Source organism: Paenibacillus sp. NPDC101420, from assembly GCF_050277435.1.
Classification (GTDB): Bacteria; Bacillota; Bacilli; order Paenibacillales; family Paenibacillaceae; genus Paenibacillus_AQ.
In genome coordinates this window covers 59,093-79,183 of record NZ_JBNNSE010000006.1, presented here as the reverse complement: position 1 = coordinate 79,183, position 20,091 = coordinate 59,093, and the positions used below count along the sequence as shown (strand labels likewise).

Below are 20,091 nucleotides of genomic sequence, written 5' to 3'. Positions count from 1 at the left end.
GCAAAACCACTTCTATACTAAATATTCGAGATAAATCGTCTTATCTACCGTGTGCAGGGACACTGAAACGCGGTCACCACTCTTCAGCTCAAGACCACGCGAGGCATCCGCAGCACGTCCGGATCTCTCTACAGTAATACCTTCTCCACTGCGTAACAGCAATCGGTCATTCTTAGCTGGTGTGAAAATAATGCTCTCGCTTTCCTTGAGCTCAGGCGCTAATTGCAGCAGCTGATGAAGGGTGAACTTGCCTCTGAATCCAGCAAGTTTCTTATATTGTGGGTAGGTCTTTTCACCCGTATTGCCGTCTTTAACCTCAATTACCAGCTGTCCAACAAAACCACGTGCCGATTTCTTATTCAGCACATACCATGCGGCAGCGGCTGCCAACACCAGAAGAATACCACCAATAATGTAATACAAGGTATTGGATGAAGCTTCTTTCAGAGGTTCTTCTTTGCCCGTTCCTGTCGAAGGACTGGTAGTTGCAGCGCCACCTGCCTTCGCGCTGATTTTTACAGGAGCACTTTCACGATAGAAACTGCTTTCCTCTGCACGAACCTTCAGCTCATAGTCATGGCTTTCTTTTACCTCGAAGGTGCCCTTAAAAACATCCCCGGAGTTATCCAGTTCGATTTCCTGTACATCACCTGTATCGATATCTGTAGCAAGCAGTACCGCCTTCATATCTTGATACAAATTACTGAGCGTTACCTGAGTACCATTGCTGAACAGGTGAGAGGTAATATCAATTTTATCACCTTTTTTATAGGTTGCTGATGGCAACGCATCGATCTTAAGCTCCAAATCATAGTTAAAAACTAGATTAATATCAATTTTATCCTTTGGCACACCTTTGACCTGAAGCTTCCAATCTCCTTCTTGCGGTGACAACAGCTTGATCAAGCTATAAGTAGAAGACTTCGACAGCACAACATCCTTGGACGGGATGGCGACAGCATTTCCTGAAGGATCAGTTAGCTTCGCGGTCACAGGCTGTGACGACATAATTGAGATATTGGCTTCCAAAACACTGCCGTTAGGCACGTTGACAGTCACATCCTGATAATCCCCATTTGCAGTGATCGACTGCACAGGTACTACCTTTAACTTCAGATGACTAGCAAAAATTTCACTAAGTATTTGCGGAAGATCATCTGCGGAGTCCGTCGAAAATGCTTTACCACCTGTCTCAGTGGACAGATCAGCGAGTTTCTGTTTATTCAGCTTGCCGTCTGCGTTAAGACCAATCGTATAAATGGGATAGCCATTCTTCTTAGCGATTTCCACGGCTGCATTCAATTCTTTATCCGATTCGCTTTGCGTCCGGCCTGTTGATTTGTTGAAATCGTTATTGCCGTCAGCTAGCATTACGATGATTGGCTCATGTTTCGGATCGCTACCATTCTGGAGCACCTTCACAGCTTCTTCCACACCGACAGCAATGTCGGTATAAGCTCCACGGTCCAGTCCATCAATAAAATCCTTCAAATCCTGTTTATCTGTCTCTGAGTTAATTTCCAGCAGGGCCTTCTCCCGCTGTACCTTGTCGGTATAGGCAACAATACCTACTTTATCACCTTGGGTGGATAGCATATCTATGAACATTTTCATCGCTTCGTTCGCGACTTTGTTCTTGTCACTAGTCTTCATGGAGTTGCTGACATCGATAAGAAGCACCGCATCAATGTGAGATTGCGCCGACGTTGCCGCATAGGCCTGAACCGCTGCAAAAGGTGAGGCAGCAAGACATAGCGCCAGCAGTAATGCCGGGAAGATACGTTGAAAAAGTGTCTTAGTTGTTCTGTTACTTTGATATTTACGAAGCATAAATAGGGCTCCTCTTGTGTTATATTAGGCACATATGACAGCTTCAGCACTGTCGCTAAAATCTGTAAATAGTATGCCATTATGATATAATTAAACCTTGTAAACTTCAACTTTAGGACCGCCGGACCAAAGTAGCAATGATGCATAGAGTTATCATTCTATGAGCCATCCAGACTGCGAGGCGTCTATGAGAAAGGACTGTTCCATGATTTCATACGTCATTCTTGGGATTACGTTCCTAATTGTCGTAATTCAGATTTCCATCTATGCTGCACGCCAACGTAAACCACTAACTCGAGATGATATTAACGACCGCCTGCTGGCCGCTTTGAACGGAGGCGATAAAGGCCGTGAATAAGAAAAGACCTGTTACCTTTCGCCCTTTCAAGGCTCCTCGTTACGCTTATGACAAGCTTCGTATTTGTCGCCACTGCGGACAATACACTGCTCTCGGTGAAGATCGATGCACCAAATGCGGTAAAGACTCGCTTATTACGGTAGAGAAGCAAGCTGCATCCATTGCAGGAAGAAAAATGCATACGCGCCTCCTACTCATCTTACTGCTTACACTAGCTTCCGTCTATTTTGGGAATAGCATAGAGCAGATGATGTTATGCGGTGCCGGAGGGATTCTCCTCGCTGGACTATTGTACTATACGCAGCGAAAAGCACGGCAGAACGAGAATCTTCGTTCTCTTAACGAGCTGCTTGACCGAGGGATTGGCATCATCAAAGAGGGACTGGAGATCAACCGTCAGGAGGCTGTCTCCGTACTCCGTGAGGATGATGTGCTTGCCTACGAGAAGCTGCGCGAACTCTCCATCCTGCTTCGTGGTGACCGGATCGCACGGCAGCGTATCGCCTTGCTGCATGGATTTTTGCTTCGCAAGGATATGGATTTAGAACTGGAGCAGCTTCTTCTTAAGGATTTCGAGCCGCTGCTAGCCGAATATATCGGCGAGATCGCTAAAGTCCGTCCTGATCTGATCAAAGATCGTACACTACGATACGTAAAGAACTATGAAGTAGAAATTCGTCATATGAATAATGGTATGACCATCCTTACGGGAGTTGCCGGAGCTGCAGTAAGAATGAAGCGTTATGCCCTGCTCTACTCCAGTATGATCGGCCGATACGTGCAAGATCTACCTAAAGACCGCTTTATGCGGTTATCCAAACTCATTGCTGCTAATCCCCATGAACCGTGGAATGGCTTGGACCAAAGAGTAGCGGACATTCGTGAAGCCAAATACCGCTGGGACCCCGAAGTTCAATAGAATAAAGAATGATGTGAAACTATGCTTTCTTATATTTTGAAAAAAGAGGCTACTCTATATGACGTTCAAACAATTAATAACCCTGCGAAACTTTATGATCATTTTGTGTATAAGTATGTTTGTGATGCTTGGACAGAAGGTTTTTCTCATCGCCGACAAAATACAAATAACCAAGGAAGCCGACCGTCTCTATGCTGCTGGCGATCTGATAAGTGCAGAGAATCAGTATCGCCTAGCGGCGGCAAACCATTCCATTCTTTATATGGAAGAAAAGGTTGCGAAGCGACTTGATGAGCTGTCACCAATCACGGCCATCCGCCAAGGTTTGAAGGCCTTGGTATCTTCCGCTAAAGCACAAGCTGCGACTAAAGATTTCACCGGATTTATGAAAAGTTATGATACTCTCCTCAGCTTAAAAGCTACATATATGAAGCCCGGTGGTCCTTATGAATCCTATTATCGCCAGTTATCGACCGATTCAGGCATTTCTGACCAGTTCATAACCTACTTCCGAGAATTTAAGGAGCAGTTTCTTACCGAACTTGCTCAGAGCCAAGATGGAAACAAGAGTGAAGAAGACACTTTTAAATGGAATCTGTTGCAGATTCCCGATGCCTATTACGGAAGCGCTGCATCCAAGGAGGAGTTGCTAGCCTCCAAGTTCAAAAGTCATGATACAGCTAAACTAAAAGCCTTAGCAGGCACAGGAAACTTTACAGGCATGCTGGAGAGCACCCTCTCCATGATGAATGCTTACAGCCAGCATAGTTACGAAGCGCCATGGGTACTTGGGCAGGCAGAAAGTAGCGGAAAGATCATCCTGAACAAAGATCTAGAGAGCGATAACATCACCGCCTTTGCTGGGCATGCTGTTGCTTATCGTAATTTTGCAGGATCGGCAGGGATTACTTCATCCAAAGTACTAACCTTAGTAGATACTAGTAAAGCTAAACTACTTAAAAATGCCAAGCGCATGACCAGTAAAGGTCAATATGCTGAAGCTATTCAGCTATACAGTGATCTTGCTCCGTTAGAGGATACTTCTTCAATCATAGCCGCTACAAGATTGGCTTGGAATATTGCCGAGCCTGTGCGCCTTCTCCCGGGCGGTGAAGAGCAAGGCAGATATGGGAACGTCATCTCCAGCAAGGGACTACACGATAAGAAGGTCATTGTGGCTGGAACGGATAGCAATGGTGTCCTCTATTATGCAGCAATGAATAGCGACGAAAGTGTCATAACTTTAACTGGAAATATTTTACCAAAATTCGAGAGTCTGCGCAGTCTAACTTTTAATGACCAGCTTGCTGCTTCTTCAGGTTCTGGTGCCCCCGTGGTTCTGGCTGAATCTGAGGTCGAAGGTGGACGTACCCTTTTTACAGCATATGAAATGAAATCGGATAGTATTTCGCAGTTGTTTTCAGTGTCTGGAGATAGCTATGAACTGCAGTCCGATGATTCCTTACTCGTATCTAACGCGGATCTCGGAGACGGTGTCGTTGGACAGACGGCACGTTATCGTAAAGTAGATGGCAGCTATCAATTTGCTGAGATTGTTCAGGAGTATGCGGTAATTTCAGCTTCCGATGTAGCGCTTCATCCTTTTGAAAAGGTATCTTTTCACTGTGAAATCGTCGCAGAAAACTTCGGTAATATGCTGGCTTACTCGAATGGGGTTTATATTTTGCTTCAAGGAGACTTGGGTTCCGTTACAGGTAACGCGTTAGTTAGTGGTCAATATCAGAACGGTTATCAGCTTGTTGGAACGGAAATGGGAGAGCAATATGTGCCTGTGTTTGTGGTAGAATCCGTGGGTAGTATGAGTTTTGGACAGTAGAATATATGAGATAACTGCTTAGTCGAATTGAGAGATCGCTCATCGTGACGAATGTGAAACTTTATATACATGAACCTAGGATCACCATGTCCGCTTAGTTTTTTTGTCCAAGGGGTGTCGGTAGCCCGTCTATACTTGTGGTGTTCTTCTCTTGTCTATATTCTTTCAGACCTGCTTCGCCCTTTTGGATAGACCAACGTTGTAACGTCTCTCGCTCACCATCATAACTCATAAATGGGACCGAAAATCCGCAGGAAGTCTGTACCTTATGAACATCAATTAAAATGATCTGTCTAGCTCCAGGCAGAGGTGTAAAAATAGGGTACAGTGCTTCCCATTCTGATGAACCAGGCAGGATTACTGTCCCTGTTCCATACAGTCTCAGAATATTCGGCGGTCCTTCAAACGCACAAAACATAACCGTCACTCTTCCATTTTCCAGCAGATGTGCGCTCGTCTCATTACCACTACCGGTCATATCGAGATAAGCCACTTGATTAGGAGACAAAATCCGCAAACAATCATGACCCTTAGGTGAAAGATTAACATGCCCCTCTTCAGATAGCGGCGCTGACCCTACGAAAAAAAGATGCTGCCGAAGAATAAACTCCTGATGTGCAGGTAATATAGCCGTGAATTGTTTTCCCATTTGGTGTTCTCCGTTTCGTTTTGGTTTGTGTGTGATTTGTTGGGTGGGACTGTCATGCTCCATCGAACATATAAACTAAACCAGCTACTTCAGCTACACTTCCTTAGTTCAACTCCATCAAAATCCATCCACTTCACTCAACAAGTTATTTCATTTACACTCCACTTGCTCCATCTACTTCCAAACGGTTTGGAGCATCATTAGGGTAAATGTAGGGTATTTTTGCCCCTCTTTCTTGCTTTTTGGGCTCTTTGAGGCAAATGTAGGGTATTTTTACCCCTCTTTCTTGCTTTTTGGGCTCTTTCCGGTAAATGTAGGGTATTTTTACTCCTCTTTCTCGCTATTTGGGATCTTTGGGGCAAATGTAGGGTATTTTTACCCCTCTTTCTTGCTTTTTGGGCTCTTTCCGGTAAATGTAGGGTACTTTTGCCCCTCTTTCTTGCTTTTTGGGCTCTTTGCGGTAAATGTAGGGCATTTCTGCCCTTGAAGATTGCTACTTCAGCTAGACGCAGCTAATGTGGGAGATTTTTACCGTTCTGTTGCACCACTTCGGCCTAACACAGCGAATGGTACGAAATTTTTACCGTTTACTGGTTAACGACACATCCGCATTTAAATATGAAGCGTATTTACTCATTCCTTCTATTGATATATATTCGTTTTATTCGTTGAGTAACCCTTCACCCTCACCCAAGGGATTCAGCTCATCCGCGAAAAAAGGAACTGCCTCTCGGCAGCCCCAAATCCCCACGAAACATTTCTTTTAGCTAAAATATCTTTCACCCGATCTACTCAATCGCAATATAAATCTCAACCTGCGTGTTAGCAGGATCAAAATTCCGCGAATCATAAATTTCAAAATCGCCCGTGTAAGTTCTTACCTCTGTAGATGCCTTAAAATAAGCCCAAATATCCCCCCATGCTTGCGAGACTACTTCAAATACCGGACCTTTTTTCGTCGTAAAAACCATATACTTGCTCTCCGGAACAGCCGCACTCACGATGCCTCTATCCGCTAAATATCTCTCCCCAGCCACTTCATGCCCAATCACAACGGTATAAGCTCCTGACGCATCACTCTCATAATCTGTATACAAGGCATAGATATACTCAGGCTTAACCGTATCCATCTGCCCCGCAATATTACTTTGGAAATACGTTTCCCACAGCCGCGATAAGCCCCCATCGGGACCCATTTCTACTTCATTTGTCGTACGTATGCTAACCCCAGCCAATGTCATTTTCGGTTTTTGTGCAAAATAAGTATTCATTATTCTCCCTCATTTCCTGTAATTGATTTCAGTATACACAAGGGAAGTGGACATCTGTCTGTCCAGTTAGAGCAGAATTATCGATTTGGGTTATAAAAGCATCAATGGGGTAATTAATAGTATGGAACTACACTCGAAGGGAATGACTCCAGCATGTCAAAAATTAAATTAGCCGTCATCTACTACAGTGCCACAGGAACTAACTACCAGCTAGCACAGTGGGCCGCGGAAAGCGCCGAGAAAGCAGGAGCTGAGGTAAAACTGCTGAAGGTGCAGGAGCTGGTTCCCGAGGACAAAATTGCGGCAAATCCGGCGATGAAGGCCCTGGCTGAGAAGACAAAAGATATCCCAGTCGCAACACCCGACGATATTGTCGAGGCCGATGCGATTATTTTCAGTTCTCCAACCCGTTACGGTAACATTGCTTCTCAAATGAAGCAGTTCATTGATACAACCGGAGGGATTTGGGGCAAAGGACTCACCGTAAACAAAGTCGTCAGCGCCATGAGCTCAGCACAGAATCCACATGGAGGACAGGAAGCAACGATCTTGGCACTCTACACATCGATGTATCACTGGGGAGCGATTGTCGCAGCACCAGGTTACACAGATCCCGTCACATTTGGAGCGGGAGGCAACCCGTACGGAACAAGCGTCAGTGTAGATGGAGACGGTAAAATGATCGAAGAGCAGGATCGGATCCGTGATGCTGTTTTTCATCAAGCGAAGCGCACCGTTGAAGTGGCCGGCTGGGTCCAAGCAGGCAAAAGTAAAAACGCCAATAGTCAGAACTAGACTTCCACCTATCGTTCGATATAGCAAACACCCCTCGGAGCTACCTTGTAGCGTGTAAACCGAGGGGTGTTGTTTATTTTATTTACTCTCCAGGATACTTAAGACCCCACTGCGCACGTATTTGATCCAGCAGTTTCAGAATCGCTAACGATTCATCCAGTGACATGACTGGGCTTTCTGTTAGCCCTGCTTGTAGACAACGGCCTACTTCCTCTGCTTCAAAACAATATCCAATAGAAGCTCGATCATCCACAAAGCTCTCTACCTTCTCATCCCCTATATAAAGCGAAGCAGATTTCGGGTTCACTAACGTCCCTTCAACAATTATACGACCCTCTGTTCCAAACACATGCGCTTCCTCCAGCATATTAAGACGAATGCCGCCGTTCAACGAAGCGGTTTTTCCATTGCCATAATTCAGCAGCATGGAGAAATGCTCGTCCACTCCAGTCTCACCAATATGCACCGTACTGGAGATAGATTCAGGATGAGGTCCAAACACCATCGAGGCAAAAGAAACCGGATAAATCCCAACATCCAGCAGCGCGCCTCCGCCCAGCTTCGGATTCAGCAATCTGCTTTCCGGATTCCAGTCGGTGCGAAATCCTAAGTCTGCCTTCACCAAGCGAACTTCACCGATTCTACCCTCGGCGATCCATTCTCTAACCTTCACAATCGCCGGGATGTAACGACTCCACATGGCCTCCATCAGGAACAGCTTATGATCTCTAGCGTAGGCCACCACTTCTTCCAATTCTCCGCTATTCACGGTAAAAGGCTTCTCACATAGGACAGCTTTGCCTGCACGTAGCGCCAATAATGCATTTTCTTTATGAAAAGGATGTGGCGTTCCAATATATACCGCGTCTACATTCGGGTCATTTACCAATTCCTCATAAGTAGCATAAGCATGTGGTACTTCATGATCCCTCGCGAATTTATCTGCACTTTCCTGTGAACGCGAACCCACGGCATATGCCACGCCATTGCTGGCGTGAGCTAAATCAGTAACAAACTGATGGGCAATCCAGCCTGTACTGAGAATTCCCCATCTTACCTTGTAAGCGTTATCCATTTTCATATGCATGTTCCTCCTAATCCTTCTGCTAAGTCTCTTTTAATTCTATCAGACCATTCTAATAAATGTATAGGAACTGATGCCAGCAAACACCACCGTCACCACCAAAATAGCAATATTCCAGATCCTGCTCAAAGCCGCTGAATGCTCGTTAGAACTCTGAATAAACGCTTTTTGCAAAAGGAACTGCAGGAGTTTCATGATTATAAATCCCAAACATCCAAGCCCGCTTTGCAAAATAACCTCCAGACTAGACTTACTTACAAATCTATCAGCCATGTTCCCATCGTAATGGATCGGGACCCTATCAGGCATTTTGGAATATAGGAATAAATAAATAGCTACAGGAATTAAGGCTACCACACCGCTTAAGATCATCATCAGTTTGGTTTTGGACAACATTAATAACCTCCTTATACGGAACAATAATCTCTAGTTATTCTCCTTCCACTTCAATCAAAAATATCCGTTCCTTAAATCCACCACGACTTTCAGCTTTCTCCGCACGAAGCTCCTCCAGCTCTGCGCTATTACTTCCATGGGTCTCCGCCAGCGCTTGAATTACTTCCAGCATGTCGGCAAGCTCCTCTAGAGCTTCTTCATTACTCACTGCCCGAAAATACTCCTCCGACTCTTCTTTCAATTTTTTACGTAGTTCAGTTATGTATTCTTTGGACTCTAATATTCTTGTTTTAAAGTCTTTACCTTGAGAAGCTATCAGGTTGGGAATTCCGTCACGCACTAGCTTTTCATATATGGGCACTTAAGTTCTTCCCTTCTACTTGATGTTCGGACTGCCTTCACACTTGATCTGACCCCACCACTAGCCGTACTACAAAAGGAATATCTGCAGGAGCAAAAGTGAACTGACCGAGTGTAGTTGGAAACACCCACCTATATTCATCGTGATCGACAAGTTCAATTACACCTCCCAGATATCGGGCTTTCCAAGCAAACAGTCTGATCTCGACACTTCCATAGTTGTGCTCGTTCACGCCAAAGCTTTCATAGGGAAGGATTGTTATCCCCATCTCCTCCTGAAGCTCTCTTTGCAGACAATCTGCGATGCTTTCATCCTGCTCTATTTTGCCGCCAGGAAATTCCCACAGACCTGCCTGAGATTTACCTTGCCTGCGCCGAGCAATAAGAATCTGTCCTTCTTCATTATGTATAATCGCTGCCGCCACCTGGATCACAAGGAACACCTCCTTTATTGCTATTTATTAGACAGATACTTCTATTAAAACATACATTTCATTCCAAACCAAAGAGACTCTCCCAAAAGCTATTAGGCCCGGGAAAGTCTCTTCCGTACAGTTTCTCTATAAATTCACAGCAAAGTCTTCTTTACGGAAAGACTGCTGCTATTTCTTCAGCACAAGCTCTAATCGGACCTCAAGATTGTTCTCCGTATCCAGCACAACGGTGTGTGGATTGCTTAAGCCAAAATCAGAAAAAGCCACTGTAGTTGTACCCGACAGCATCAGCTGTCCACCACTGTACGCTGCTTGAGACTGGAAGGAAACGTCCTTTTCCACACCCTTCACTGTAAGCGTTCCTTGCATTTCAACCGGCACAGTGGCTCCTTCGGTCCATTCCGTTGGCAGCTCCGAGAATGATTTCACAACAAACGTAGATTGTGGGAATTCCGTAACGGCTAGAAAGTCTTCCCCTTTTACATGCTCATCTCTTTGACCATTGCCAGATTCCAGAGCGCTCATATCTACTGACCCTTCTCCAACCATCGAAGTAGAATCTTCTATATTAACTTTCCAGGTACCTTGAACTTTGTTATCCACGAAGTTTACTGTTTCTTTAGAGGTGGTTACTGACCAATATACTTTAGAAGCATCCGTAACCGTCCAATCACCGTTTAATTGATCGGCTGTGACCGTCGCTCCTGCTGGTGCTCCAGTGTTAGTCGTGCTTTCTCCATTACCGGCTGTTGTGGCTTGCCCTGGAATCACGGACTCGATCTGTACATTATTGCCCAGCGATTTATCCAGCAATGTATAACCTGTGACTACTCCTACGATAATGACTCCTGCAGCGATCAAGGCTATTCTTTTTCTCTTCATCCTGTTCCCTCCAATATTCAAAATATTCTGTATATTTTCAAGCTCGTCCCTCATTCTAACAAAGCAATAAGTCGGGAAGAAGTCAGAGCAGAGCGAGCTATGATGTGTTAAACTTGTCGTAATTTTATAGATTGGAGGACCACCACATGATGAGATCCATTCTAATTGTTGAAGATGAGGAAGCTATCTCCAGGGTCCTCAGTGCCTATCTGAAAAAAGCAGGCTTCCATGTCACCCGTGTAGCCGACGGACGTGCTGCGCTGGAGTCTTTTGCTATAACACCTCCCTCATTAGTATTACTCGACATCATGCTGCCAAACATGGACGGCTTTGAACTGCTAAAGCTGATCCGTGAAAAAAGCAGCTGTCCCGTGATCATGCTCACCGCAAGGGACGGGATCAATGACCGACTAGCCGGTCTCGACGGCGGTGCGGATGATTATATGTCTAAGCCCTTTATTCCTGAGGAAGTGGTGGCACGCGTGAATGCTGTGTTACGCCGTCCTTCGCAGTGGTCCGATGGTAGCCGCAAACGGCATTATGGCAGTTTGTTTATCGACTTTACTGCACGAGCTGTCTTTTTAAACGGGGTTGAGCTGAGTCTTAGTCCACGCGATATGTCGGTCATGTTATTTCTGGCTGAAAGACCTAATCAAATATGTACTCGCGAGCAATTATTAGAACATGTCTGGGAGATGGATTACGAAGGAAGTGACCGGGCCGTGGACTTGTCTATCAAAAGACTTCGCCAAGCGCTGTCGCATTGGCCAGTAGATGAGGGGGAAATCCGTACCCTGAGAGGAACAGGATATCAATTATGGACAACCTAAAGAAAAGCAGCCCCAAACGTACTTCGATTCTCTCCTATTGGACGATTCGTTACCTGCTCATCATTAGTGTTGGCCTCCTGCTAACTGCACTAACGACGTTCTGGTGGATCCAACAAGAAGCTATGAGTAATCGGATGCAGACTACTGGATTATTAGCACAGGAGATTGCCGACCGGAGCGTAAATCATGAGGGTTCAATAGAGATCAGCCAGAATCTTGGAATGCTCATTGAAGACCGAAAACGATTCTTCAAGTTAACCGTAGAAATGTGTGTAATCATTACGGATCAGCAAGATCAGATGCTGTACTCTATGCCGCCTCTAACTGAAGATGAGATGAGGCATAAACTTAATGATAGCCTTAACGACTCTCGCAGCCCGGAGTTCAAAGCTGCAGTAGCGTCCATAAAATCGGATGGCAAAACGCTTGGACAGGTGATTGTCCTTCAATCCAAGAAATCGCTGAGGCATATCCCTCAGGAGGAGATCATTTTTTTCTCCATCCTGTTGCTATTTCTAATCATATTAAGTTGGCTAACCATTTACCTCTTGTCTCGTAAACTGGCAAAACCGATCCAGAAAGTAGCCAAAGCAGCCGCTCAAATCAGTCATGGCCGTTATGATATCGTTCTGGATAAGGACGCCAAAGAACGAGAAATCCATGAACTGATGTTGTCTTTTGAAGAGATGGCAGGCAAGTTACAACAATTTGAGCAGTCCCGTGCGGTTATGTTAGCCGGTGTATCCCATGAACTAAAGACACCAGTAACCTCTATTAAAGGCCTAATCCATGCCGTTCGTGAAGGGGTTGTCGAAGACGATGAAGCTGTGGAATTTCTAGATATTGCTTTGCAGGAAGCTGGACGATTGCAACGGATGGTTGCCGATCTTCTGGATTACAACGCACTGACTGCAGGAATCGTCTCTGTCCGTCACGATCGACTGGATGCCGTGCCACTGTTATCTGAAATCGTGTATCAATGGAAGCTGACACAAGCGGATGAAGTTGCGGAGCCTATGCTCCATATGCCAAGAACTCCCTTATTTTTGTGTGGGGACCCGCTACGTATCCAACAAATCATCGTCAATTTACTTAATAACAGTGTACAAGCCAAAGCCCCAGACCGAATGGTGCAGCTTACAGTAGAGTTGCTTGAACAGCAAGGTCATGGCATGGCGGAGATTCGTGTTCAGGATAATGGGCTGGGCATCTCATCGAATCATAGTGAACACGTCTTCGAGGCTTTTTTCCGAGGTAGCGACAAACAGAGCACACTACGTGGTCTGGGACTCGGTCTCACCTTCAGCCGTCTTTTGGCCGAATCAATGAACGGAAGCCTTGTGCTTGAGAAGCACTCCCAGGAAGGCTGTACCTTCGTGCTGTCTCTGCCGCTTGATCACTAAAAAATAGTCTGCGGGCCATCGTCATGGTATAATCATGTGCACAATCACACCGAAAACCGGAGGCTGTATATGCTTACTTTTGAACAAAAATTAGCGATTCTCGACTCTTACCCCCAACTGGAACGTAAAAACGTATCCCTTGGGCGCGTGAACTATCACTACGAGGAAAGCCAGCATGATAAGAAAACCGTTGCTTACCATCTGCATCCTAATGGGAATGGTTATGTGTTCGCAGGCTTATTGCGGGGCTATGAGGCAGATGATAAGGGCTTTGTGAACATTCGCGACTACTCGGAAGCCGAGCTGCGGAGTCTGCTGGATGCCTCCATCACCTCACTGTCTATCTACATTCCAGACGCCCCTGTAGCCAGCAAAAGAAAGAAAAAGGCTGCGGCAGCCGCCGACTCACTCTGGACTAATGATGAGGGCCATACACTGTCTCTAAAACTTGAGGATGATTTATGGTATGTCTATGCCGACCTTAATCTAGAAATGGCCTTTGAGACCCTTGAGGAAGCTAAAGAATATTTAGCAGAAGAGGGATTTACAGCACAGGGGTAAGCAGGGGTAATAACAACTCCTATCAGTAAAAAAATAAAAAGAGGTGTCCTAACAGCCATTTGTTTTGGCGATTTGGACACCTTTTTTCAGTTGCGCGCTTGCAAGCTCTACCCAAAACTTCACTAATAAAAAACATTAATATCCCCCCTAACTGCCGAGACCATCATTCAATAATTTGTAGTATAAAAAGAATACTACCACTAAAACCCAAATTATGGTTAGATGAAGGGGAAGCTATATCCTAAAGGGAAAGAAGCGTGAACGCACATGAGTTTTGAAATCGTAGAAGCCACTATACCGGAGATCCAAGCTGCATTAGAAGCCGGAGAAATTACGTCAAAACAACTAGTTCTCATGTATTATGAACGCATAGCTGATCATGACAAAAATGGCCTGACGATTAACTCTGTGCTGGAGATCAATCCTGATGCATTATTCATCGCAGAATCTCTAGATGTTGAACGTACGATCAAAGGTTCCCGGGGCCCCCTGCACGGCATACCTGTGTTATTGAAGGATAACATCAATACAGGGGATAAAATGCATACTAGCGCAGGCTCGCTGGCTTTGGCGAATTCTTTTGCCGGAGAAGATGCGTTTATAGTTACAAAACTGCGTGAAGCCGGAGCAATCATTATGGGTAAAGCCAATATGACCGAATTCGCCAATTTTATGACAACCGGCATGCCCTCCGGCTACAGCTCCCGCGGCGGGCAAGTCCTTAACCCCTACAATATATCTACACCAACAGGTGGCTCCAGTGCTGGTTCTGCGGTAGCTGTCGCTTGTAACTTTTGTACAGTCTCTGTTGGCACAGAAACCTCGGGATCGATCCTTAACCCCGGTAACTTAGGCTCCATTATTGGCATTAAGCCAACCGTTGGACTGCTCAGCCGTTCGGGAATCCTTCCGCTATCCAATACACAAGATACTGCTGGCCCTATGGCCAGAACCGTTCGTGATGCCGTTCTGCTGCTAAACGCAATGCTCGGCAATGATCCTCAAGATGCAGCAATGGGAACGAATATAGGTAGAATCCACGAAGATTACACTGTATTTCTAGACGAGAATGGCTTGCAAGGCGCGCGTATAGGTATCCCGCGTGATTATTATTTCGAGGAGCTGACAGAAGAACAACTTGCACTGTTCAATGCTTCCGTAGATAGAATGAGAGAGCTTGGAGCTACTATTATTGATCCTGCGGATATTAAGACCGCCCGGGAAATTAGTTATTCTTCGGTGGTATTGAATGAATTCAAAACAGCCTTGAACGCTTATTTATCTCGCTTGGGCCCTGGGGCACCGATGCGAACCTTAAAGGATATTATAGATTTTAACCATGCACATCCTGTGGAGACTTTAAGATATGGTCAAGCTACGTTAATAGATGCGGAATATACCTCATCCGGCACACAAACCGAACCAAAGTATTTGCTGCACCGTGCGACTGACCTAAAACTATGTAAGGAAGAAGGCATCGACGCCACTATGAAGGAGCACAATCTGGATGCCCTGCTGTTCCCCGCCGATTTCGGCGCCAGAATTACCTCCAGAGCAGGATATCCGTCCATCGTTGTGCCTTCCGGTTATACATCAGCCGGCGCCCCCTTCGGTGTAACGTTCTCAGCGAAAGCTTATCAGGAGCCTACACTCATCAAGCTCGCCTATGCTTATGAACAAAACTACAAGGTGCGAAAAGCACCATCGCTAAAGAGTTTTATCTGATCACTTCTTATATCAAAAAGCCCGTAAACGGTGATGGTCTCATTCACTGTTTACGGGCCTTTACTTTTCCAAAATCTACATATACTTACTCATAGTCACGTTGATTCTCTTCATCGGCAATATTCTGAATTTCATCAGAGTGAATTAGAAACAACTCATACTCTCCTTCAGCATGCAGCTTCAGCGCCCGCTCTTTAAAAAACTTCGGACTCCCCTCCGCCGCATCCTCATCATAAAAGAGCAATATTCCGTCACTTTTGCGGAACAACAAATCGTCTCTAGCCCGAAACTGCCAGCTACCGTCATAAGGAGCATTACTGACCGCCCCGAAGAAATCCGCACCCGCAATAATACGCCGATACTCGTTCTGCTTTTCTTCTTTCCATTTCTCTTCCTGTCCGGTATGCGCTGTAATGATCCCAAGCTTTAAGTCCGGATATTGCAGCTTAAGTTCGCTCACCACTTCGCATGCCCACAGATCCACACCATACTGGCCGGGCGTAATCACCCATTCCACGCCTTCTTCGATCAAAGGTTTTAATCGGTTAGCTAGTGCCTTTTTGATATAAGGAATCCCTAGATGCTTATTGTCAAAAATACCGAGCTCGTGCGCACGATACCCCGTTACTAGTAAAGTCTTCATGTGCTGCCTCTTTCCTGAACGTTGGCTTATCCTTTAAGTCTGCATATTTGTTCATTATATAACATTTGCATATTTCATTTCTTTAGGCAAACTCTCAGCGGAAATTAAGCAAACTTTCAGAACTGTTTGTTATATTTCTCCTAATCTATCTTTAACCTACTAAGGAGGAATAAAAAATGAGAAAGTTCGTTCCTATTCTAATATCTGGAGGCCTACTCGCTTCTCTATTATTGGCTGGCTGCAGCGCGAATTCGGAGGCCGAAGGAACAACTGCTGCAAATAACCAAGCAGACAGGGGTTCAGCAGCCAAACAACCACAAGCAAACGGCGATCAACAGAATGGCGGACCTAATATGTCCATGAATTTCGGTAAGATTAAGAGTGTAAGCGATACTACCCTTACCATCTATAAATCGGACATGTCTATGCCCCGACAAGGTGCTGGAGAAGGTGACGGGCAGAACAGTCAAGGCGGTACCCCACCGGAAAGACCTGATGGCGATCAAAGTACAGGACATGGCGCTGCGCCCGAGGGTGGGATGCCACAAGGGGAAATGCCGGAAGGTGGCGGACAAGGCGGTGGACCACAGGGAGGTAGAATGCAGCAAAGCTTCTCCGATGAAACCACAGACATTACGATTGATGCGGATACTAAAATCGTAGCGGTTACCTTCGACAATGGCACGCGTCAAGAAAATGCGATCACCTTAGCAGAACTGAAGGCTGATGATATTATCCAATACACACTTAAATCAGATTCCACCGTGGCGGAGAGCATTACATTAAGTAATGGCAATCCGGGTGGAGCTACTCCAGATGACAGCGCGAGCAGCAGCTAATGAAATGCTGCACCACAAAAAAAGATCTCCGGGGACAAGCTAGTTCCACGGAGATCTTTTTATATATACTACGAATTAGTTCTTATCCGACAAAATCAATACTCCACGGGCTGGCACAACACAAGAACCGCTAACCTTATTACCAGTCAGAAGATCCGTACGCTCAGTAGCACCAATATCCGCACTCAAATCACCAGTGGTGTGGTTCAGCAAGAATAGGTAGGATACGCCTTCCTTCACACGTTGCACAGATTCGATACCTTCCGGTGCAGTTACTAGCGGCTGAATGTTCTTGTCGGCACACAGATTGGCTAAGAATCCTTTCAAGAATCCCGCTTCTGGGCTGGTAGCCACGTAATACGCTTTACCTTCACCAAAGTTATTCACCGTCAAGGCTGGCATTCCTTTATAGAAATCAGATCCGTACTCTGCCAAAACCTCAGCACCTTCGGCATGAATCAGATCGCAGAGCAGATCACATTTGTAAGAACCACTCAAATTACCCCACGCTTTGTCCATCACAATCTCATTACTCATCCCTGGCAGCAGTGCATCAATTTCCTCTGCCCAAATTCCGAGTACGTTGCGCAGTTCCCCAGGGTAGCCACCTACGGTTACGAGGTCGTTCTCATTAACAATCCCACTGAAATAAGTCGTAATGAATGTACCGCCTGCTTTTACAAAAGCTTCAACCTTCTCAGCAAAACCCGGCTTAACCATATACATCACAGGTGCGATTACAATCTCATATTTGAACAGATTCTCTTCTACACCGATCATATCGGCTTCGATATTTTGTTGGTAGAGTGCATCATAATATTTATGAATCTCATTCACATAATCCAAAGCTACGGATGGTCCGCTTGAAAGGTTGATAGCCCAGCGGTTTTCCCAGTCATAAATAATCCCTACTTTAGCTGCACTACGCGCATCCAATAGCTGATCTCCAAGCTGTCCCAGCTCTTTACCGAGCTCAGCGCATTCACGGAATACACGCGTATGCTCATGTCCGACATGCTCAATAACAGCTCCATGATACTTCTCACATGCACCAATTGAACGACGCAGTTGGAAGAACAGAACAGTGTCTGCACCACGCGCAACAGCCTGATAACTCCACAAGCGCATAACCCCTGGACGTTTCAAAGAGTTATATGGCTGCCAGTTCTGCTGGCTTGGCGTTTGCTCCATCAGCATGAAAGGTTGTCCATTCTTCAATCCACGCATGAGATCATGCGCCATGGCTGTAAAGCTGACCGGAGTATCGAGTGAAGGATAGTTGTCCCAAGAAATGACGTCCATATGTTTAGCCCACTCAAAATAGTCCAATTCATCATAAAAGCCCATCAAGTTAGTGGTAACAGGTACGTTAGGACTGTGCTCCTTAATCGCATCGCTCTCAATTTTGTAGCATTCCAGCAAGCTATGAGACATAAATCTACGGAAGTCTAATGAAATGCCTTGGAAGTTGGTGCGGTTGCCATCCCATTCTTCACTCAGCTCACTAGGCAGTACAATTTCTTCCCAATCATAAAACGTATGTCCCCAAAAACGTGTATTCCATGCTTTGTTTAATGCATCCAGAGAACCATAACGTTCCTTCAACCAGACACGGAACGCCGCTTCAGATAAATCAGAATAATCATAGTTACTGAACTCATTCGAAACATGCCAAGCTACAAGCCCCGGATGATCCTTATAACGTTCAGCCAGCTTTCCTGCCAGCTTCGCTGCAAACTTGCGGTAAACCGGACTGTTTGGATTCGAGTTATGACGTCCACCGAACTTGCGTTTTCTGCCCTTCACATCAACACGAGTAACTTCTGGATAACGATGAGCCATCCAAGCTGGGTGCGCTCCTGTACCTGTTGCCAGACATACGTAAGTACCATTTTTATATAGTCTATCCATTAATTCATCTAGTGATGAGAAATCATAAGTGTCTTCGGAAGGTTGGATCAGCGCCCAGGAAAATACATTAATTGTGGCAACATCAATTCCTGCCAGTTTAAACATACGCTCATCCTCTGCCCATACAGGCGCATCCCATTGCTCTGGATTGTAATCTCCACCGTACCAAATCTTAGGTAATTTATCGTTAATCACACTTCGCACATCCTTTATAGTATAATTATATATATATTGTAATCGGTTAACCTGACGCTATAAATATAAAATAATCTTCCCAGCATATAAGAATATGGAACTAAGAGGAGATGGAATCATTGAAGGGAATCGTGCATCGTAGAATAGTGTTCCCCCATGAGGGTGGACAGGATCTACCTATCACATTAGACAGTATCGGTCACAATCATCAACAGGAAAAAGTATCCCGCTTAGATGGCTACGAAACCTATCATTGGCTCCAAACGGCGTCTGGTGAAGGGGTGATTCATTTTGAGAATAAAAGCTTCTCCCTTCCCGCAGGCAGTGGTGTATTACTTCTCCCCTATACTCCACATCGCTATGAAGCTTCGGCTGCTAACTGGAGCACCTCTTATTTAACGTTCGGAGGCAGCTCTGCAGGGTCTATTTTGGAGACGCTGGGGATGAATATGAATTCTTTTTACCGCTGGGAAAAAGAGGCGCCTCTCTCCAAGCTGCTAAGAGAAATACTTGATCAGTATGATGCCTCACAGGACATGTTTGGTCTGACTGCCTCCACTGATGCTTATCGCTTTCTGCTTACTTTAAGCAAATACGGGCAACTACATAACAATACGACCATTTCCCGTAATGTCGATAAGCTGCAGCCGCTACTGAAATGGATGGACAGCCATTATGGTGATCCTGATCTCGGACTTAACGATCTAGCCGGTCAGCTTGGCGTCTCAGGGCGATATCTCAACAATCTATTCATACAAACCTTTGGGCTATCTCCTTATGCCTATTTCGTACGGCTACGTATCCGTAAAAGCAAAGAAATGCTCGTAAGCCAGCCGGATCTTACTGTAAAAATCATCTCGCAGAGAGTAGGCTTCCGTGATGTTAGCCATTATGTTGCCACCTTTCGCAAGCAGTCAGGGACTACACCGGAGCAGTTTAGACGACTTCACTAGCACTCTAAGGAGTGAAGCTAGATTGGATCCTGCGTAGAGAAATACTACATAAGGTTACGTATGACGGAGCCCATCGCTGTGTAGATCTCATTAGTATGGGCATGTGTGTCAGAGTAACTGCATTTTGTACACTTAAATCAGCCTGTTCAGCAGAAAATATCCATATAAGTGTATTCTGTGCAGTTATATCCTCGACATTTGGCTGTGAACCGCGAT

At 45.4% G+C, this 20,091-nt stretch carries 20 protein-coding genes; 10 read left to right on the top strand and 10 right to left on the bottom strand.

The genetic code is table 11. The features are described from left to right. Window positions 1-12: 12 nt before the first annotated feature. On the bottom strand, window positions 13-1,830 hold the full coding sequence (locus tag ACQKMP_RS23270) for a vWA domain-containing protein (RefSeq protein ID WP_052404158.1): 1,818 nt from the start codon (window positions 1,828-1,830) through the stop codon (window positions 13-15). Window positions 1,831-2,035: 205 nt separating this feature from the next. On the opposite strand from ACQKMP_RS23270, the gene ACQKMP_RS23265 reads away from it, so the two are divergent. Genes ACQKMP_RS23265 through ACQKMP_RS23255 form a run of 3 tightly spaced genes read left to right on the top strand, consistent with a single transcriptional unit; the run spans window position 2,036 to window position 4,944 of the window. Further along, on the top strand, window positions 2,036-2,188 hold the full coding sequence (locus tag ACQKMP_RS23265) for a hypothetical protein (protein ID WP_179086680.1): 153 nt from the start codon (window positions 2,036-2,038) through the stop codon (window positions 2,186-2,188). Beyond that, window positions 2,181-3,107, top strand: a complete 927-nt coding sequence (locus ACQKMP_RS23260) for a hypothetical protein (protein WP_427471277.1) — start codon at window positions 2,181-2,183, stop codon at window positions 3,105-3,107. The genes ACQKMP_RS23265 and ACQKMP_RS23260 overlap by 8 nt, the downstream gene beginning before the upstream one ends. A gap of 58 nt (window positions 3,108-3,165) precedes the next feature. Further along, complete coding sequence (locus tag ACQKMP_RS23255) at window positions 3,166-4,944, top strand: hypothetical protein (RefSeq protein WP_427471275.1); 1,779 nt, start codon at window positions 3,166-3,168, stop codon at window positions 4,942-4,944. A gap of 94 nt (window positions 4,945-5,038) precedes the next feature. On the opposite strand, the gene ACQKMP_RS23250 is transcribed toward ACQKMP_RS23255, so the two are convergent. Further along, complete coding sequence (locus ACQKMP_RS23250; RefSeq protein WP_042185093.1) at window positions 5,039-5,593, bottom strand: pyridoxamine 5'-phosphate oxidase family protein; 555 nt, start codon at window positions 5,591-5,593, stop codon at window positions 5,039-5,041. A 788-nt stretch (window positions 5,594-6,381) separates the two neighbouring features. After that, window positions 6,382-6,864 carry a GyrI-like domain-containing protein gene (locus ACQKMP_RS23245; RefSeq protein ID WP_339245080.1) on the bottom strand — a complete coding sequence of 161 codons (483 nt, stop codon included), beginning with the start codon at window positions 6,862-6,864 and terminating at the stop codon, window positions 6,382-6,384. A gap of 153 nt (window positions 6,865-7,017) precedes the next feature. Here ACQKMP_RS23245 and wrbA point away from each other — a divergent pair, with 153 nt between their 5' ends. Further along, window positions 7,018-7,659: an NAD(P)H:quinone oxidoreductase type IV gene (gene wrbA, locus ACQKMP_RS23240; protein WP_076299112.1), complete on the top strand. Its 642-nt coding sequence runs from the start codon at window positions 7,018-7,020 to the stop codon at window positions 7,657-7,659. An 82-nt stretch (window positions 7,660-7,741) separates the two neighbouring features. On the opposite strand, the gene ACQKMP_RS23235 is transcribed toward wrbA, so the two are convergent. From ACQKMP_RS23235 to ACQKMP_RS23215, 5 genes are all read right to left on the bottom strand, one after another. Then, window positions 7,742-8,740 carry a Gfo/Idh/MocA family protein gene (locus tag ACQKMP_RS23235; protein WP_427471273.1) on the bottom strand — a complete coding sequence of 333 codons (999 nt, stop codon included), beginning with the start codon at window positions 8,738-8,740 and terminating at the stop codon, window positions 7,742-7,744. A 45-nt stretch (window positions 8,741-8,785) separates the two neighbouring features. Continuing rightward, complete coding sequence (locus ACQKMP_RS23230) at window positions 8,786-9,139, bottom strand: DUF1648 domain-containing protein (protein WP_339800679.1); 354 nt, start codon at window positions 9,137-9,139, stop codon at window positions 8,786-8,788. A gap of 34 nt (window positions 9,140-9,173) precedes the next feature. After that, a complete protein-coding gene (locus tag ACQKMP_RS23225) occupies window positions 9,174-9,500 on the bottom strand; it encodes a nucleoside triphosphate pyrophosphohydrolase (protein ID WP_427471271.1) in 327 nt (108 codons plus the stop codon). A 37-nt stretch (window positions 9,501-9,537) separates the two neighbouring features. Beyond that, on the bottom strand, window positions 9,538-9,933 hold the full coding sequence (gene mutT / locus ACQKMP_RS23220; RefSeq protein WP_427471269.1) for an 8-oxo-dGTP diphosphatase MutT: 396 nt from the start codon (window positions 9,931-9,933) through the stop codon (window positions 9,538-9,540). Window positions 9,934-10,101: 168 nt separating this feature from the next. Continuing rightward, a complete protein-coding gene (locus ACQKMP_RS23215; RefSeq protein WP_427471267.1) occupies window positions 10,102-10,815 on the bottom strand; it encodes a YceI family protein in 714 nt (237 codons plus the stop codon). A 149-nt stretch (window positions 10,816-10,964) separates the two neighbouring features. On the opposite strand from ACQKMP_RS23215, the gene ACQKMP_RS23210 reads away from it, so the two are divergent. From ACQKMP_RS23210 to ACQKMP_RS23195, 4 genes are all read left to right on the top strand, one after another. Beyond that, window positions 10,965-11,645: a response regulator transcription factor gene (locus ACQKMP_RS23210; protein WP_379423589.1), complete on the top strand. Its 681-nt coding sequence runs from the start codon at window positions 10,965-10,967 to the stop codon at window positions 11,643-11,645. Beyond that, window positions 11,633-13,048: an ATP-binding protein gene (locus tag ACQKMP_RS23205; RefSeq protein WP_427471265.1), complete on the top strand. Its 1,416-nt coding sequence runs from the start codon at window positions 11,633-11,635 to the stop codon at window positions 13,046-13,048. Before ACQKMP_RS23210 ends, ACQKMP_RS23205 begins: the two co-directional genes overlap by 13 nt. A 69-nt stretch (window positions 13,049-13,117) precedes the next feature. Then, entirely contained in the window at window positions 13,118-13,609 is a 492-nt protein-coding gene (locus ACQKMP_RS23200) for a hypothetical protein (RefSeq protein WP_427471263.1), read from the top strand. Between the two features lie 267 nt (window positions 13,610-13,876). Beyond that, window positions 13,877-15,334 (top strand): amidase family protein, encoded by a 1,458-nt coding sequence (locus ACQKMP_RS23195; RefSeq protein WP_427471262.1) that lies wholly within the window; start codon window positions 13,877-13,879, stop codon window positions 15,332-15,334. An 85-nt stretch (window positions 15,335-15,419) separates the two neighbouring features. On the opposite strand, the gene ACQKMP_RS23190 is transcribed toward ACQKMP_RS23195, so the two are convergent. After that, on the bottom strand, window positions 15,420-15,977 hold the full coding sequence (locus ACQKMP_RS23190; protein ID WP_042185074.1) for a DUF1273 domain-containing protein: 558 nt from the start codon (window positions 15,975-15,977) through the stop codon (window positions 15,420-15,422). 176 nt (window positions 15,978-16,153) lie between these two features. Between ACQKMP_RS23190 and ACQKMP_RS23185 the strand changes: the two genes are divergently transcribed. Continuing rightward, complete coding sequence (locus ACQKMP_RS23185; protein WP_427471260.1) at window positions 16,154-16,816, top strand: hypothetical protein; 663 nt, start codon at window positions 16,154-16,156, stop codon at window positions 16,814-16,816. A 75-nt stretch (window positions 16,817-16,891) separates the two neighbouring features. On the opposite strand, the gene ACQKMP_RS23180 is transcribed toward ACQKMP_RS23185, so the two are convergent. Further along, the gene (locus ACQKMP_RS23180; protein WP_427471258.1) at window positions 16,892-18,922 is read right to left on the bottom strand and encodes a beta-galactosidase; all 2,031 of its coding nucleotides are present in this window, start codon (window positions 18,920-18,922) and stop codon (window positions 16,892-16,894) included. Window positions 18,923-19,041: 119 nt separating this feature from the next. Here ACQKMP_RS23180 and ACQKMP_RS23175 point away from each other — a divergent pair, with 119 nt between their 5' ends. Continuing rightward, window positions 19,042-19,875: an AraC family transcriptional regulator gene (locus ACQKMP_RS23175; protein ID WP_042185067.1), complete on the top strand. Its 834-nt coding sequence runs from the start codon at window positions 19,042-19,044 to the stop codon at window positions 19,873-19,875. The last annotated feature ends 216 nt before the right edge of the window (window positions 19,876-20,091 follow it).